The organism is Pseudoxanthomonas yeongjuensis, assembly GCF_010093345.1.
GTDB lineage: Bacteria > Pseudomonadota > Gammaproteobacteria > Xanthomonadales > Xanthomonadaceae > Pseudoxanthomonas_A > Pseudoxanthomonas_A yeongjuensis.
Window position 1 is genome coordinate 1 of sequence record NZ_PDWT01000010.1, and the last position, 15,877, is coordinate 15,877.

Genomic DNA, 15,877 nt, shown 5'->3' on the forward strand with positions numbered 1-15,877 from the left:
CGCCCGCCCCACCCCCAGCCGCCTTCGCCTGATCCGCATGGCCTGCCTTGCGCTGGCGATCGTTTTCGCCGCCACCGGCTGCGGCAAGATGTTCAAGAAAGACAAGGATTCGATGGAAGGCAAACCGGTCGAGGAGATCTACCAGATCGCGCACAAGTCCATGACCGACAGCAACTGGGCCAAGGCCGAGCTCAACTTCCGCAAGCTCATCGCCCAGTACCCTTACGGCCCGTACACCGAGCAGGCGCTGATGGAAACGGCCTATGCCCAGTACAAGGCCGGCAAGACCGACGACGCGGTCTCCACCATCGACCGTTTCCTGCGCACCTATCCGACCCAGCGCAACGTGCCTTACATGTACTACCTGCGTGGCCTGGCCAACTCGGGCCGCGACACCATCTTCCTGCAGAAGGTGTGGAAGCTCGACCCCAGCCGCCGCGACCTGGCCACTCCGGTCCAGGCCTACAGCGACTTCAACCTGCTGACCGAGCGCTACCCCAACAGCCGCTACAGCGTCGATGCCCGCCAGCGCATGATCGCCTTGCGCAACCTGTTCGCCCGCCACGAAATGGATTCGGCGCTGTATTACCTGCGCCGCGACGCATGGGTATCGGCGGCTACGCGCGCCAAGTACCTGCTCGAGACGTATCCGCAGAGCGAATACCAGAACGACGCGGTCGCCGTGTTGGGCGAGGCCTATACCCACCTGGGCAACGAAACCCTGGCCGCGGACGCGCGCCGGGTGCTGCAGCAGAACGAACCCACGCATCCGTGGCTGAGCGGCGACTGGCCGGATTATCCTTCGTCCATCCGCAAGCTCAATCCGTTCGCCGGGGAGAAATCCGCGGTGGACATGAAGAAGAAGCATTGAAGAAAGGGGCCGCAAGGCCCCTTTTTTTGCCTCGTAGGAGCGGGCCTTGCCCGCGATGCTCTTCGGCCTGCATCCACGATCCCGACGAAGAGCATCGCGGGCAAGGCCCGCTCCTACGGATCGCCGGTCATCCGGAATATTTGTTGCTGATCGGATAGCGCCGCTCGCGCCCGAACGCCCGCCGGCTGACCTTCGGCCCGGGCGCTGCCTGATGCCGCTTCCATTCGCTGATCCGTACCAGGCGCAGCATCCGGTCCACGACCTCGGCGTCGAACCCCGCCGCCACGATCTCGTCGCGCGACTGTTCCTGGTCCACGTAGCGCAGCAGGATCGCGTCGAGCACGTCGTAGGGCGGCAATGAATCCTGGTCGGTCTGGTTCTCGCGCAGTTCGGCCGAAGGCGGACGCGCGATCACCGCCGGCGGGATCACCGGCGCGCCGCCGACCGTGTTGCGCCAGCGCGCCAGGGCGAACACCTCGGTCTTGTACAGGTCCTTGATCGGCGCATAGCCACCGCACATGTCGCCGTAGATGGTGGCGTAGCCGACCGCGTATTCGCTCTTGTTGCCGGTGGTCAGCAACAGTCCGCCGAGCTTGTTGGACAGCGCCATCATGATCACGCCGCGGCTGCGCGACTGCAGGTTCTCTTCGGTGGTGTCGGCCTGGTGACCGGCGAACACCGGCGCCAACGCCCGCACGAAACCCTCGAACGGCGCCTCGATCGGGATGGTTTCCAGTTTCACCCCCATGGCTGCGCATTGCTCGGCGGCCAGGTCGTTGGAAAGATCGGCGGTATAGCGCGAAGGCAGGCGCACCGCGGTGACGTTGTCCGCGCCCAGCGCATCCACTGCGATCGCCAGCACCAGCGCCGAATCGATGCCGCCGGACAACCCCAGCCACAGCCTCGAGAAACCGTTCTTCAGGCAATAGTCGCGGGTGCCGCGCACGATCGCGCGCCAGGCCAGCGCATCGCGGCTCTCGTCGCCGTCGTCCATCCACTGCACCGGGACGAACTTGCGCGTCTCCGCGTCGAAATCCACCACCAGCCACTGGTCGGTGAACGCCGCGGCGGCCGGATGCACGATACCGTCGCCGTCGGCCACTACCGAGGCGCCGTCGAAGACCAGCGCGTCCTGCCCGCCGACCACGTTGAGGTAGGCCAGGGCCACGCCAGTCTCGTTTACACGTTGCGCCAGCAATGCATCGCGTTGCGCGTGCTTGTCGCGCTCGAACGGCGAAGCATTCGGCACCAGCACCAACTGCGCGCCCGCTTCTGCCGTTTCCGCCAGCGGTTCGGCGAACCAAAGGTCCTCGCAGATCACCAGTCCGACCGTCACGCCATCGACCTCGAACACGCAGGCGCCGCCATCGGGGTCGACATCGAAATAGCGGCGCTCGTCGAACACCGCGTAGTTGGGCAGCTCGCGCTTGCGATAGGTCGTTTCCACTACCCCATCGCGCAGCACGCTGGCCGCGTTGTAGACCACGCTGCCGGCCGACTGCGGCCAGCCGACCACCGCGACGATGCCCTGCGTGGTCGCCGCGATCCGCTGCAGCGCGGCCTCGCAATCGGCCAGGAAACGCGGCCGCAGCAGCAGATCCTCGGGCGGATAGCCGCTGATCGCCAGCTCCGGGAACAGCACCAGGTCCGCGCCGTGTTCGTCGCGCGCCTCGGCGATCATCGCGATGATGCGTTCGGCGTTCTGGGCGACCGCGCCGACCGGGAAGTCGAACTGGGCCAGGGCGATGCGAAGAGTACTGGTCATCTCGGATCCAATCAGGGTAAGTCGGCGGCGTATCCCGCCTCGCGTTGCGAGCGGATCGCCAGGACGTAAACGGTATCGTCCAGTGGCTTGTAGATATACAGCGCCAGGTAGCCGTGTGCGTCACGGCCGATGACCAGTTCGCGCCACTCATCACTGGAAAGACGCCCTATCAAAGGGTTTTCTTCCAGCACGTCAAGTGCGCGGAAAATGCCTGCCACCCTGTCTTCGGCAGCCGACGCATCATGCTCGACCAGATGCGCTACGATCCGCTGGAGATCGACAGAGATCCGATCGCCAAGCTCGACCCGGGCCACCGCTCAACGCTCAAACTTTCTGGCGACCGGACGCGGCGGGTTTTCTCCACGCGCCAGACTTAATGCGTATTTTTGCATTTCCACCAGCGGCACCGTCTTGCCGGTTCGCTGGAATTCTTCCCATCGCCTCTGCGCTTCAGCGTGGAAATCACTACGGCGTTCTTCGGATTCGGTCTTTTCGATGATCGCCTCAAGGATGAAGCTGTGTGTGCTGGCACCAGTGTTCCTGGCCGCCTGCGCGACACGCGCCTTGAGCTCTTCCGGCAAACGGATCGTGGTCGTGGACATAGGCAGTCTCCGGTTTCTACGACGGCGGCAATGTAGCACAAAAGTGCTACATTGCCGCCGAACGGACCCGTCGCCGTAGGAGCGCCCCTTGGGCGCGATGCTCTTCGTCGAGGATCGGGGACATCCGGGCCGAAAAAGGCATCGCGCCCAAAGGGCGCTCCTAGGGGCTGAACCAAACAAAGGCCGCACAAGGCGGCCTTTGTTTGTGAAGCATTGGCAGAACGATTACTTCTTCACCAGCTTCGCGATCGCCGCGCCCAGGTCGCCCGGCGAACGCACCGTGACCACGCCCGCCGCTTCCATCGCCGCGAACTTGCCTTCGGCCGTGCCCTTGCCGCCGGAAGCGATCGCGCCGGCATGGCCCATGCGCTTGCCGGCCGGGGCCGAAGCACCGGCGATGAAGCCGACCACCGGCTTCTTCACATGCTTGGCGATGTACTCGGCGCCCTCTTCCTCGGCACTGCCGCCGATCTCGCCGACCATGATGATGCCTTCGGTCTGCGGGTCCTCGTTGAACAGCTTCAGGCAGTCGACGAAGTTCAGGCCGTTGATCGGGTCGCCGCCGATGCCGATGCAGGTGCTCTGGCCCAGGCCCACGTCGGTGGTCTGCTTGACCGCTTCATAGGTCAGCGTGCCCGAACGCGAGACGATGCCGACCTTGCCCGGCAGGTGGATGTGGCCCGGCATGATCCCGATCTTGCACTCGCCCGGGGTGATGATGCCGGGGCAGTTGGGGCCGATCAGGGTCACGCCCGGATAGCCCTTCAGGGTGTTCTTGACCCGCAGCATGTCCAGCACCGGGATGCCTTCGGTGATGCAGACGATCACGGTGATGCCCGCGTCGGCGGCTTCGAGGATCGCATCGGCCGCGAACGGCGGCGGCACGTAGATCACCGAGGCGTCGGCGCCGGTGGCTTCGACCGCTTCACGCACGGTGTTGAACACCGGCAGTTCGATGTGGGTGGTGCCGCCCTTGCCGGGGGTCACGCCGCCGACCACCTTGGTGCCGTACTCGACCATCTGGGTGGCGTGGAAGGTGCCCTGCTGGCCGGTGAAGCCCTGCACGATGACCTTGGTGTTCTTGTTGACCAAAACGCTCATGTTGAAATCCTTGGCTCTCGTAGGAGCGCCCCTTGGGCGCGATGCTCTTCGATGACGTCGCGAAGAGCATCGCGGGCAAGGCCCGCTCCTACAGGTGTGGTTGATCAGGCGGCGACTGCGGCAACGGCCTTCTTGGCGCCGTCGTTGATGTCGTCGGCGGCGGTGATGGCCAGGCCGGAGTCGCGCAGCAACTGCTTGCCGGCTTCCACGTTGGTGCCTTCCAGGCGCACGATCACCGGCACCTTGACGCCCACGTCCTTGACCGCGGCGATGATGCCTTCGGCGATCATGTCGCAGCGGACGATGCCGCCGAAGATGTTGACGAAGATCGCCTTGACCTTGTCGCTGGACAGGATCAGCTTGAACGCGGTGGTCACGCGCTCCTTGGTGGCGCCGCCGCCGACGTCGAGGAAATTCGCCGGCGAACCGCCATTGAGCGAGATCACGTCCATCGTGGCCATGGCCAGGCCGGCGCCGTTGACCATGCAGCCGATGTTGCCGTCCATGGTCACGTAGTTGAGGTCGTGCTCGCTGGCCAGCACCTCGGTCGGATCTTCCTGCGCGGTGTCGCGCATGGCGACCAGGTCCGCATGGCGGAAGCTGGCGTTGTCGTCGGAATTGACCTTGCCGTCGAGCACGGCCAGGTCGCCGTTGGTAAGGATCGCCAGCGGGTTCAGTTCGACCAGGGCCAGGTCCTTCTCGTTGAACAGCTTGTACAGGCCCAGCATGATCTTGCTCAGCTGGTTGACCTGCTTGGCGTTCAAGCCGAGCTTGAAGCCGATTTCGCGGCATTGGTAGGGCTGCAGGCCCTGCACGTAATTCACGTCCAGCTGGTGGATCAGCTCCGGCGTCTCCGCCGCGACCTTCTCGATCTCCACCCCACCCTCGCTGGAGGTGATGAAGGTGATGGCCTGGGTGGAACGGTCCACCAGCACGGACAGATACAGTTCCTTGGCGATATCGGTGCCTTCGGAAATCAGCACGGTGTCGATCGGCAGGGCCACGCCGGCGGACTGGTAGGTCGCCATCTTGGTGCCGAGCATCGCCGTGGCGTACTGCTTCACTTCATCCAGGGTCTTCGCCAGCTTGACCCCGCCGGCCTTGCCGCGGCCGCCCGCATGGATCTGGGCCTTGACCACCCACAGATCGCCGGGAATGGCCTTCGCGGCTTCGACCGCTTCATCCGGCGTGCGCGCGATGCGCCCGGCCGGCACTGCAATGCCGTATTCGGCAAACAACTGCTTCGCCTGGTATTCGTGGAAGTTCATGCGTCACCGTGATTGAGGAACAGAACGCATCGCGCGGCGGTCCGGCGCGGGGCCGGAGGGCACGGATGGGCCGCCTATTGTCTCCCAGCGCGTGCTGCAGTGCAAAACCGACGATCTTCCCCGTAGGAGCGGGCCTTGCCCGCGATGCTCTTGCGCTCTTCCGTGCCCTGGCCGAAAAGCATCGCGCCCAAGGGGCGCTCCTACAACCAGCATTCCCGTAGGAGCGGGCCTTGCCCGCGATGCTCTTGCGCACTTCCATGCCTTGGCCGAAAAGCATCGCGCCCAAGGGGCGCTCCTACACCCAGCATTCCCGTAGGAGCGGGCCTTGCCCGCGATGCTCTTGTGCTCTTCCGCACCCTGGCCGAAAGGCATCGCGCCCAAGGGGCGCTCCTACGGGATGACGATCTTTCCGGTGGCAAGGACGCGCATTACCGACCCCCACTCTCCCTATACTGTGGGCCTCTCCGTCCGGGTGCCACGGTTTGACGCAGCGTCCCTCGATCATCGCGAATCTGGAATCGGCTCCCGCGCGGGAGCTTTACTTCTTCGCCCTGTACCGGACGCTGGAGGCCGGGATCCTGGCCGGGCTGCTGTTCAGCCCCCTGTCCGGGATGCTGGGCGATATCCGCGCACCGGTACTGGGCAGCGCGATCACTATGTTCTACCTGATGTTCGCCGTGGCCATGCTGGTGCTGGCGCGCCGGGAGCGCTGGCTGGTGCCGCTGGTGCTGGTCGGTGCATGCGTCGATGTCCTGGTTGCCTCGCTGGCTACCCATTGCCTGCCCGACGCCACCGCCGGCATCGCCATGCTGCTGCTGTTCAATGTCGCCGCCGCCGGCCTGCTGCTGCCTCCCCGGCTGGGTATCGGCATCGCGATCTTCGCCTCGCTGGCGATGGCGGCGGAATACGCTTACAACATGCTCGGCAAGACGCCGACCGACCGCCCACTGGCCGAAGTGATCATGTTCGCGGTCAGCTACCTGGCCGTCGGCTACCTGGCCAGCCAGGCCGGCCAGCGCGCCCGCTCCAGCCAGGCCCTGGCCGACCGGCGCGGGGTGGAAGTGGCCAACCTGTTCGAGGTCAACGAACTGATCATCCGCCGCATGCGCACCGGGGTACTGGTGGTGGATGCCGAAAACCGGATCAAGCTGGCCAACGAGGCCGCCTCGCTGCTGCTCGGCGATGGCAGCGACGGCGAGAACGATTCCCGCGGCGTGCACCTGCCGCAGATCGCGCCGGAACTGGCCCGGCGCCTGGACCAGTGGCGCAACGGCTGGCAGAACGACGAGACCCCGCTGCAGCTTTCCCCGGACCAGCCGGAAGTACAGCCGCGCTTCGCCCGCCTGTTGGCCGGCAGCGAGCTGTCGCTGGTGTTCCTGGACGATTCCAGCGTGGTCTCGCGGCGCGCCGAATCGCTGACCCTGACCGCGCTGGGCCGGTTCTCGGCCAGCCTGGCCCACGAGATCCGCAACCCGCTGGCGGCGATCAACTACGCGGTGCAGTTGCTGGAGGAATCGAAAAGCATCATCGACGGCGACCGCCGCCTGCTGCAGATCATCCACCAGCAGTGCCAGCGCACCAACGGCATCGTCGAAAGCGTGCTCGGCCTGGCCCGGCGCGAGCGCGCCAGCCCCGAACACGTGGACCTCAACACCTACGTGCGCCGCTTCGTCGACGAGTACCAGCAGTCGATGTCGATCGAGACCGACAGCCTGGAGACGGTCATCGGATCCAAGGCGGTGCTGGCGCTGGTCGATCTGCGCCACCTGCAGCAGATCATCACCGTGCTGGTCCAGAACGCGCTGAACTACGGGCGCCTGCCGGGCGAATCGGCGCGGGTACGGATACGCGTGTTCCAGGTCGAGAACCGGCCGATGATCGATGTGCTGGATCGCGGCCCCGGCATCCCCGAGGGAGTGGCCGCGCAGCTGTTCCGCCCGTTCTACACCACCTCCGAACACGGCACCGGCCTGGGCCTGTACATCGCCCGCGAGCTGTGCCGTGCCAACCAGGCCAGCCTGGAATACGTGGCCGTCCCCGGCGGCGGCAGCTGTTTCCGCATGACCCTACCCGGCCCGCACACCCTGCTCCCCGCCTGAACACTTGTAGGAGCGCCCATGGGCGCGAGCTTTTGATTTTCCACGAACCGTCGAGAAGAGCTCGCGCCCATGGGCGCTCCTACAAGTGCGCGCAAACCGCTACACTTCGGATACAGGGGAACACGCGGCGATAAAGCACGAGGGAAAAGAATGAGCGAAAACCGCAGTGCCCTGATCGTCGACGACGAACGCGACATCCGTGAATTGCTGACGCTGACCCTGGGCCGCATGGGTCTGCGCATCGACACCGCCGCCAACCTTGGCGAGGCCCGTGAACTGCTGGCCCGCAACACTTACGACCTCTGCTTCACCGACATGAACCTGCCCGATGGCAACGGCATCCAGCTGGTCGGCGATATTTCCAGCAAGTACCCCAACACCCCGGTCGCCATGATCACCGCCTTCGGCAACGTCGAGCTGGCGGTCGAGGCGCTGAAGGCCGGCGCCTTCGATTTCGTCAGCAAGCCGGTCGATATCGCGGTGCTGCGCGGCCTGGTCAAGCATGCGCTGGAACTCAACAACAGCGAGCGCGCGCCCGCACCCGCGCCGCCGCCGGAACAGGCCAGCCGCCTGCTCGGCAATTCCGCGCCGATGGAGGTCCTGCGCGAAACCATCGCCAAGGTCGCCCGCAGCCAGGCCCCGGTCTACATCCTGGGCGAATCCGGCGTCGGCAAGGAACTGGTCGCCCGCACCATCCACGAGCAGGGCGCGCGCGCGGCCGGTCCGTTCGTGCCGGTCAACTGCGGCGCCATCCCCGCCGAGCTGATGGAAAGCGAATTCTTCGGCCACAAGAAAGGCAGCTTCACCGGCGCCCATGCCGACAAACCCGGCCTGTTCCAGGCGGCCAACGGCGGCACGCTGTTCCTCGATGAAGTGGCCGAGCTGCCGCTGCCGATGCAGGTCAAGCTGCTGCGCGCGATCCAGGAAAAATCGGTGCGGGCGGTCGGCGCCTCGAACGAAGTCCCGGTCGACGTGCGCATCCTCTCGGCCACGCACAAGGATCTGGGCGAACTGGCCAACGACGGCCGTTTCCGCCACGACCTCTACTACCGCATCAACGTGATCGAGCTGCGCGTGCCGCCACTTCGCGAACGCACCGGCGACCTGCCCCAGCTGACCACCTCGATCCTGGCCCGGCTGGCCGCCAACCACGGCCGCAGCGTGCCGCAACTCACTCCCGCAGCGCTGGAAGCGCTGGCCCGGCATCCGTTCCAGGGCAACGTGCGCGAGCTGGAAAACGTGCTGGAACGCGCCCTGGCCATGGCCGACGGCGACCGCATCGACACGCCCGACCTGCACCTGCCCGCCGCCGACGGCAGGCGCTACTCCATGGACACCGCGCCCGGCCCCTCACCCGGCAGCGACGCGCCGATGGACATCGACCCGGGTGGTGGCGCACTGCCTTCCTACATCGAGAACCTGGAACGCGCCGCGATCCAGAAGGCGCTGGAAGACAACCGCTGGAACAAGACCAAGGCCGCCGCCCAGCTCGGCATCACCTTCCGCGCCCTGCGCTACAAGCTGAAAAAACTGGGCATGGAATAACCGTAGGAGCGCCCCTTGGGCGCGATGCCTTTCGATCAGATCGCGCAAGAGCATCGCGGGCAAGGCCCGCTCCTACCGGGGACGTTGGGGGCGATCATTCGAACTGGAGCTGGACCAGGTAGTTCGGACGATCCATTTCCAGCAGGCCGATCTCGCTGGCCGTATGCCGCGGCAACGATACGCCGGACATTTCGCGCAATTGTTCCTCGGAGATCAACGCGACGTTCTTGTCGCCACTTACATATCTGTCGCAAAAGAGACCCAGTGCAGCAATAGGGTGTCCAGGCTCCACGTCCTTGATCAGTATCGGACCTCCGGGACGCAGGGCCTTGACGACATTCAGCAGGAATCCGCTCCGGTATTGCGCAGGGATGTGATGCATCACGTCGCTGATCACGGCGGCATCGTACCGGCCTGCGAACGTGAGGACATGGTCTTCGATGGCCACGCCTGGATGCAGCTCGACTCTTTCGCTGTACCGCGGTTCCAGGAACTTGCCCACGCTCACCGCGATATCGACCATGGCAATGCGCACATCGGGGCGCGCCTCCAGCACCAGATTCAGCAGATCGCCATCGCCACCCCCTATGTCCAGAACGAACGCATCCTTGGGCAGCGCGCGGGAAAGCACGGCCGCGACCTTCCCCAGATCGACGAAGACGGACCGATACAGGCGCGATGCCTTTCTTTCTGCGCCTGCAGGCAGAAGCCTTCTTACGGCGGGACCGATTTTCATTGGTTTTCCTTGATGGTTATTTCGGCTGCGTGCGGTTTGTCGGGCAGCGATCATCCATTACGGGATAGCAGTCGGTGCAAAGTGCGTCGTGGCACCGCAGCGATGTCGTAGGCCAGGAACCCCAGCAGCAACTGGATGCCCACGATCACCTGCAAAGCGACCAGCATCACGCTGCCTGCCGATGTGGTTACCCCCGTCGCGGAAGATTGCGCCCAGAACGCCACCCCCATCGCCGTGCCCACGACCAGGAACAGCAGGCCCAGCAGCAGTTCGATCGAGGCCAGCGACAAGTCGCGCAGGAAGTAGTTGTAGAACAGCCGCTTGCCGGTGTTGCGCACATGCTTGAACGAGAAGTCGAACAACACCCGGGAAATGCGCAGGTTGCTGGTCTCGCTGCCGTAGCGCGCTTCCATCGGCACGTCGGCGACCACCGCGCGGATGATGTTGAGCCGGAACAGCATGTCGGTCTCGAAGAAATAGCGCTGGCTGACCTTTTCCAGCGGCAACCGCTGCGCCACGCGCGCGTGGATCGCGGTATAGCCGTTGGTGGGGTCGAACAGATCCCAGTAGCCGGAGGAGATCTTGGTCATGAACGACAGCACGGCGTTGCCCAGGATGCGCGCCACCGGCATGCGCCCGATCTGGTCCAGGTCGTAAAAACGGTTGCCCTTGGTGTAGTCGGCTTCGCCGCGCAGGATCGGCCCGATCAGCTGCGGCAGGGCCGCCGCGTCCATCTGTCCGTCGCCGTCCATCTTCACGATCACATCCATGCCGTCTTCCACCGCCCGCGCATAACCGGCCATCACCGCTCCGCCCACGCCCAGGTTTACGGCATTGCGCAGTACCACGGCCCGGGTATCGCGGCAGTTCGCCTCGACCCAGTCGCCGGATTGTTCCGGGCAAGCGTCGTCGACCACGTAGATACGCTCGACCGCGGCCGGGATGCCATCGATGACTTCCAGGATGTGCTGCCTGACGCGGAAACTGGGAATCACCACCGCCACGCGCATGGCCGCGGCTTGCATACGCTCTTCGACAGCGGGCTCCGCAAGCCTGCGTGCGGCCACCGGATTCGCCCGCAGCATCGGATCGCCAGCGTGTTTCATGCCTCATCTCCGGTTGCATAGGACGTAGCGTAGGCACGCGCCAGCATGCGGGCAATCGGCGCCGGCCACTGCGCCCGGAACATCATCAGGTCTTCGCGCGCGCGCACTCCGCCGCGGATCCCGTCGCTGGTCTCGCTGCCGGCGTGGATCCGGTGCAGCATCAAGATCTGGCGCACATAGGCGAACGCGCCCGTCTGCGCGGCCAGCCGCAGCCAGGCCTCCCAGTCCAGGTTGACCTTCAGGTCCTCGCGGAAACGCAGGCCGGTGCGCGTGCGCAGGGTCACTGCGGGACAGGGAACGGGGCAACCGAAGCGCAACAGCCGCCGCTTGGCGGCCGGGTTGGCGATGGCGCCGCGCCCCAGGAAACCCAGTTCCAGCAGCACCCGCTTGACCAGCAACATCGGGCTGAGCAGGCGCGGCCGGTCGTCGCTCGCGCCGCTGCCGATCAGTTCGCCGTAACCGGTCATCACCATCACCGCCTGTGGCTGGCGCGCGATCGCCGCCAGGGTCCGTTGCGCGAATTCCGGCAGGTAGACATCGTCCTGGTGGGCCAGGGTCACCCATTCAGTGCCCGCCCCCAGTGGGACCTGCTCCAGCGCGGCATTCCAGTCGTGGCCGATCCCGGCATTCGGCGAATGCAGGACCAGGCGGGCACCGTATTCCTCGGCCAGCGCCTGCAACCCGGCATGCGGGGTCGAGCTGCACACGACGATCGGCGAACGCCTGGTCTGTGCGCGCAGCGAATCCAGGCAGGCGCGCAGATGCGGGGAATCGCCATACGCGGGCACCACGAAGCAGTGCGTGGCTCCGGTGACGGATGCAGCGGTGGAATCGTCGGCCACGGCGGTCCTCAACTGGCCTGGCCCAGCAGCGACACCATGAGCACACCGGCGGAAATCAGGGCGATGCCGGCCCATTGCCAGGGAGTCAGGCGTTCGCCATAGAGCAGCCAGGTGGCGAGGGCCATCAGCAGGTAGAAGAAGGCGCCGGAAATTGCGAAAGCCACGCCCAGCTTGACCCGGCTCACCACCACCACCCAGACGACGAAGCCGATGCCCTGTACGGCGATGGCGGTGATCACGGTCGGGGAGAGGATGGCGGCGACCAGCCACGGCATGCCGGTCAGCGGCGGGGTGCGCAGGGCCAACTGGGCCACGGCATGCTTGATCAGCAGTTGGCTGCCCAGGGTCGAGCAGGTCACGAACAGGATCATCAGTATTTCGCGAATCATGCGTTCTCCGGTGGTCGCCGGTGGCGGCCACGATGGCGGCCATTCTAGCGGCCTCGCTGGGCGGACCTTGCCCGCGATGCCCTTGCGCGATCGGACCGAAAGACATCGCGCCCAAGGGGCGCCACCACGGTTTTGCGCGAGACCGGGGTCGCGGTTGCTCTGCGAACCCGTCGCGCTTCGCCCCAAATAACGTGATACAGCTCAAACTTGGCCTGTTATCCAGCCTGGAAATCGCCGCTTATTGTCAGCTTATGACGCAATGGGTCACTTTATTCATGCCTTTTCGCGGGGTTTTCCGCACGCAAAGGGAATCAGTGACCCGCTTCCCGTATCCGGTTCAGGAAAATGGACTTCTTGGCATGCTTCCTGCAATCATCCTCGAGCACGTGGGGCGTTATCCACGGCGCCCACGGTCCATACCAATATGGGACACGGGGCTTGTGTCCCATATCTACCAAGCCAAAAGGGGATTTACCTAATGAAGAAGAACATGCAGGGCTTCACGCTCATCGAACTGATGATCGTCGTCGCCATCATCGCCATCCTGGCCGCCATCGCTCTGCCGGCTTACCAGGACTACGTGGCTCGCTCGCAGGTCACCGCCGGCCTGGCCGATATCCGTGGCGGCGTCACCGCATTCGAGGAAGGCATCAACCGCGGCCTCACCAGCGCCGCCGACGAAGAGGCGATGGGCCTGCAGGCCTCCACGCCGCGCTGCGCCATTGCAGTCGCAGGCGCTTTTATTGACGATGGCGGCCAGACGATCGAATGCACCCTGAAGGGCAACCCGAAGGTCATCGACAAGGTAGTGACGTTGACCCGCACCCCCACGGGCGCATGGAACTGCACCTCCGACGTTGATGCCAAGTACCTGCCGGGCGGTTGCAAAGCACCGTAATACAAATAGTGTTTGAAAAAAACCCGGCTCCGGCCGGGTTTTTTTTGCCTGCATCGCAGCTGCCAGTGCCAACGATAAATAAAGTGGCACGATTTGTGCATTTTGTTTAGAGTCACAACGTCTGCAGGGGAGCGGACCGTGCGCCAGCAAGATGGCTTTACCTTGATCGAATTGATGATCGTCGTCGCGATCATCTCCATTCTGGCCGCGATCGCGATGCCGGCCTATCAGGACTATGCCATTCGCAGCCAGCTGACGGCTGGTCTGGCTGATATCACTGGTGGAAAATCCACGTTCGAATCGCAGATCATCGCCAACAGCGCCACCACCTTCGATATCACCGACCTCGGCCTGCACACTCCAACGCCCCGTTGCGACATCACCATGGATCCGTCGGACAGTGCCGGTTTTCTGCGCTGCCGACTCAGGGGTAATCCGCGCATCGCGGGCAAGACCATCGAACTCAATCGCAATAGCAGCGGCCGTTGGTCCTGCAAAGTCGATGCCGCAATCGATATCAAGTACAAGCCCGAAGGTTGCAGCTGACAACTGGCGACCATGCGTGCGATTCACCCGTTCGTCCTCGGTATTGGCGTTGAAGATTGAATTGCATGGGTAGACGGGGCGAACAACCACGCGAGACGCAAGCTGCTCATGCCTCGCGGACTGCCATCAGGCACACCAATTCTGTTCTACTATCCGGCGCTTGCCCCATGTCTCGCTGATCGGAATTTGTTCATGCCCTTGTCGCGCCGAAACACCTTGCTGTTGTCCCTGACTCTATTGGTGTTGACGGCAGGCGTGTACTGGCCCGGCCTCAGCGGCAGATTCTTGCTTGACGATTTCTCGAACATCGTCAGCAACGACCGTGTCCATGCCGCGACACTGGACTGGAAAACCATCAAGACAGCAGCTAGTGCCTACCAGCCGGGAGACTTCGGGCGTCCGCTTGCCACTGTTACCTTTGCCGTGAACCATGCAATCGGCGGCACCGACCCTTGGGGTTACAAAGTCGCCAACCTGCTGGTGCACCTGGCCAACGCATTGCTGGTGTTCTGGTTGCTGCAATGCCTGTTGGCATTGCCACGCATAGGAACTGATGCTGGCCGCTGGCGCACGCCCGTCGCCTTCACGGTCGCGCTGCTGTGGGCCATTCATCCGCTACAAGTTTCCACCGTTCTGTATGTGGTCCAACGGATGGAAATGCTCTCCCTGACTTTTGTATTGCTCGCCCTGCTCGCCTATCTACGTGGGCGATTGAATCAGCGCAAGGGCACCAAGGGCTGGCCGTGGCTAGCGTTGTCTGCCCTGCTTGGCGCCACCGGAACTCTGGGCAAAGAAACTGCTGTTCTGTTCCCCTTCTATACCTTGTCTCTCGAGCTCACCGTACTTGGCTTCCATGCCCAAACTCCCCGTGTCAGGCGCTTTTTGAAGATCGCATACGCAACAGGGCTGGCCATCGCCTTTGCGCTGTTCGTTATCTGGGTTATCCCCCAATATTCCGCTGATGACAGCTACGCCATTCGCGACTTCACCGCTTACGAGCGGGTGCTCAGCCAGTTCCGTGTGCTGCCGATGTACCTTGGGCAGATACTGCTGCCGCTTCCGGACAGCATGCCTTTCTACTATGACACTTTTCAAAAATCTTCCGGCTGGCTCGATCCGGCCACGACACTGGCGGGCGCAATATTCCTGTTGGTGTTGATCTTCACTGCCTGGAAATTTCGGCAGCGTATGCCACTGGTAGCCCTGGGCATCTTCCTGTTCTTTGCGGCGCACCTGCTTACGAGCAATGTTTTCAACGTCGAACTGGTATTCGAACATCGCAACTACTTCGCCCTGCTTGGCATCCTGCTGACTGTAGGCGATCTGGTACGGCGCATACCCGTGCGCGACGGACCAGCAATAAAATACGTGGCAGTCGGCGCAATCGTTCTAGCCTTTGGTTTTCTCGCCATTCTGCGCACTGCCACGTTCGGCTCTGCGCTGCACCTGGCTATGGATCTGGTAGCCAAAAACCAGGCGTCAACCCGAGCCAGTATGGATCTCGGGACGGTGTACTTGGTGATGTCGAACAGCAATCCAAACTCGCCTTTTTTCAGCATGGCCGCACAGGAATTCGAACGTGGCTCGCGTTTGCCGAATTCCTCCCCACTGCCCGAACAAGGTCTGATCTTGATGGCCGCCACTACGGGACAACCGGTGAGGGCCGAATGGTGGGATGGATTAGTCAAGAAAATCCGTACCCGCCCTGCAAGCCCCCAGGAGGTTGCCGCAGTCACGGGTCTGATGAAACAGCGCTATGCCGGCATCGAGATGGATGACCACCGCCTGTCCCAGGCCTATGCTGCGCTGCTAGTGCGTGCCCCGTCCCCCCAATTCTATGCACGATACGGCGATTACGCCCTGACCTACCTACACGACGAAGGCTTGGCCGATCGAATGTTCGTCGCTGCGATCGAAAGTAACCCCTCCGATTCCGAGTACGCCGCCCGCATCTTCGCCAACCTTACTGCTGATGGCCACGCCCGTCAGGCCGCTGCGGTGCACCGACGTGCAGTGTCACTCGGCTTAATGAACGCGGTCCAAGGCGCGCAGCATTCGGAGGAATCCGCCACTTCGTCTCCCGCCGTACCTGTTTCGCATTAATCTTCT

At 63.8% G+C, this 15,877-nt stretch carries 15 protein-coding genes; 6 read left to right on the top strand and 9 right to left on the bottom strand.

The features are described from left to right. The first annotated feature begins 37 nt into the window (after positions 1-37). Positions 38-871 carry an outer membrane protein assembly factor BamD gene (locus CSC74_RS16180; protein ID WP_162315609.1) on the top strand — a complete coding sequence of 278 codons (834 nt, stop codon included), beginning with the start codon at positions 38-40 and terminating at the stop codon, positions 869-871. A gap of 127 nt (positions 872-998) precedes the next feature. Here the strand turns inward: CSC74_RS16180 and CSC74_RS16185 are convergent, their stop codons facing one another. The 5 genes from CSC74_RS16185 to sucC form a co-directional block, all read right to left on the bottom strand. After that, the gene (locus CSC74_RS16185; protein ID WP_162315540.1) at positions 999-2,636 is read right to left on the bottom strand and encodes an NAD+ synthase; all 1,638 of its coding nucleotides are present in this window, start codon (positions 2,634-2,636) and stop codon (positions 999-1,001) included. Between the two features lie 11 nt (positions 2,637-2,647). Further along, positions 2,648-2,950 (bottom strand): type II toxin-antitoxin system RelE/ParE family toxin, encoded by a 303-nt coding sequence (locus tag CSC74_RS16190; RefSeq protein ID WP_162315541.1) that lies wholly within the window; start codon positions 2,948-2,950, stop codon positions 2,648-2,650. A 3-nt stretch (positions 2,951-2,953) separates the two neighbouring features. After that, complete coding sequence (locus CSC74_RS16195) at positions 2,954-3,238, bottom strand: ribbon-helix-helix protein, CopG family (RefSeq protein WP_162315542.1); 285 nt, start codon at positions 3,236-3,238, stop codon at positions 2,954-2,956. Between the two features lie 225 nt (positions 3,239-3,463). After that, positions 3,464-4,339 carry a succinate--CoA ligase subunit alpha gene (gene sucD, locus CSC74_RS16200; protein ID WP_162315543.1) on the bottom strand — a complete coding sequence of 292 codons (876 nt, stop codon included), beginning with the start codon at positions 4,337-4,339 and terminating at the stop codon, positions 3,464-3,466. A gap of 104 nt (positions 4,340-4,443) precedes the next feature. Beyond that, on the bottom strand, positions 4,444-5,607 hold the full coding sequence (sucC, locus tag CSC74_RS16205; RefSeq protein WP_162315544.1) for an ADP-forming succinate--CoA ligase subunit beta: 1,164 nt from the start codon (positions 5,605-5,607) through the stop codon (positions 4,444-4,446). 482 nt (positions 5,608-6,089) lie between these two features. Between sucC and CSC74_RS16210 the strand changes: the two genes are divergently transcribed. Both CSC74_RS16210 and CSC74_RS16215 read left to right on the top strand, forming a co-directional pair. Beyond that, entirely contained in the window at positions 6,090-7,706 is a 1,617-nt protein-coding gene (locus tag CSC74_RS16210) for a sensor histidine kinase (protein WP_162315545.1), read from the top strand. Positions 7,707-7,856: 150 nt separating this feature from the next. Then, a complete protein-coding gene (locus tag CSC74_RS16215; RefSeq protein ID WP_162315546.1) occupies positions 7,857-9,251 on the top strand; it encodes a sigma-54-dependent transcriptional regulator in 1,395 nt (464 codons plus the stop codon). Between the two features lie 94 nt (positions 9,252-9,345). Here the strand turns inward: CSC74_RS16215 and CSC74_RS16220 are convergent, their stop codons facing one another. The 4 genes from CSC74_RS16220 to CSC74_RS16235 are packed head-to-tail and all read right to left on the bottom strand — an operon-like array spanning position 9,346 to position 12,324. Next, positions 9,346-10,041: a class I SAM-dependent methyltransferase gene (locus CSC74_RS16220; protein WP_162315547.1), complete on the bottom strand. Its 696-nt coding sequence runs from the start codon at positions 10,039-10,041 to the stop codon at positions 9,346-9,348. Beyond that, the gene (locus CSC74_RS16225) at positions 10,038-11,093 is read right to left on the bottom strand and encodes a glycosyltransferase family 2 protein (protein ID WP_425501476.1); all 1,056 of its coding nucleotides are present in this window, start codon (positions 11,091-11,093) and stop codon (positions 10,038-10,040) included. The genes CSC74_RS16220 and CSC74_RS16225 overlap by 4 nt, the downstream gene beginning before the upstream one ends. Further along, the gene (locus CSC74_RS16230) at positions 11,090-11,935 is read right to left on the bottom strand and encodes a glycosyltransferase family 2 protein (protein WP_162315548.1); all 846 of its coding nucleotides are present in this window, start codon (positions 11,933-11,935) and stop codon (positions 11,090-11,092) included. Before CSC74_RS16230 ends, CSC74_RS16225 begins: the two co-directional genes overlap by 4 nt. Positions 11,936-11,943: 8 nt before the next feature. Next, positions 11,944-12,324 (bottom strand): DMT family transporter, encoded by a 381-nt coding sequence (locus CSC74_RS16235; protein ID WP_162315549.1) that lies wholly within the window; start codon positions 12,322-12,324, stop codon positions 11,944-11,946. Between the two features lie 478 nt (positions 12,325-12,802). On the opposite strand from CSC74_RS16235, the gene CSC74_RS16240 reads away from it, so the two are divergent. The 3 genes from CSC74_RS16240 (at position 12,803) to CSC74_RS16250 (ending at position 15,871) form a co-directional block, all read left to right on the top strand. Continuing rightward, a complete protein-coding gene (locus tag CSC74_RS16240) occupies positions 12,803-13,222 on the top strand; it encodes a pilin (protein ID WP_162315550.1) in 420 nt (139 codons plus the stop codon). Positions 13,223-13,360: 138 nt separating this feature from the next. Beyond that, the gene (locus CSC74_RS16245; RefSeq protein WP_162315551.1) at positions 13,361-13,768 is read left to right on the top strand and encodes a pilin; all 408 of its coding nucleotides are present in this window, start codon (positions 13,361-13,363) and stop codon (positions 13,766-13,768) included. Positions 13,769-13,960: 192 nt separating this feature from the next. Continuing rightward, positions 13,961-15,871 carry an ArnT family glycosyltransferase gene (locus CSC74_RS16250; RefSeq protein WP_162315552.1) on the top strand — a complete coding sequence of 637 codons (1,911 nt, stop codon included), beginning with the start codon at positions 13,961-13,963 and terminating at the stop codon, positions 15,869-15,871. Positions 15,872-15,877 lie beyond the last annotated feature (6 nt).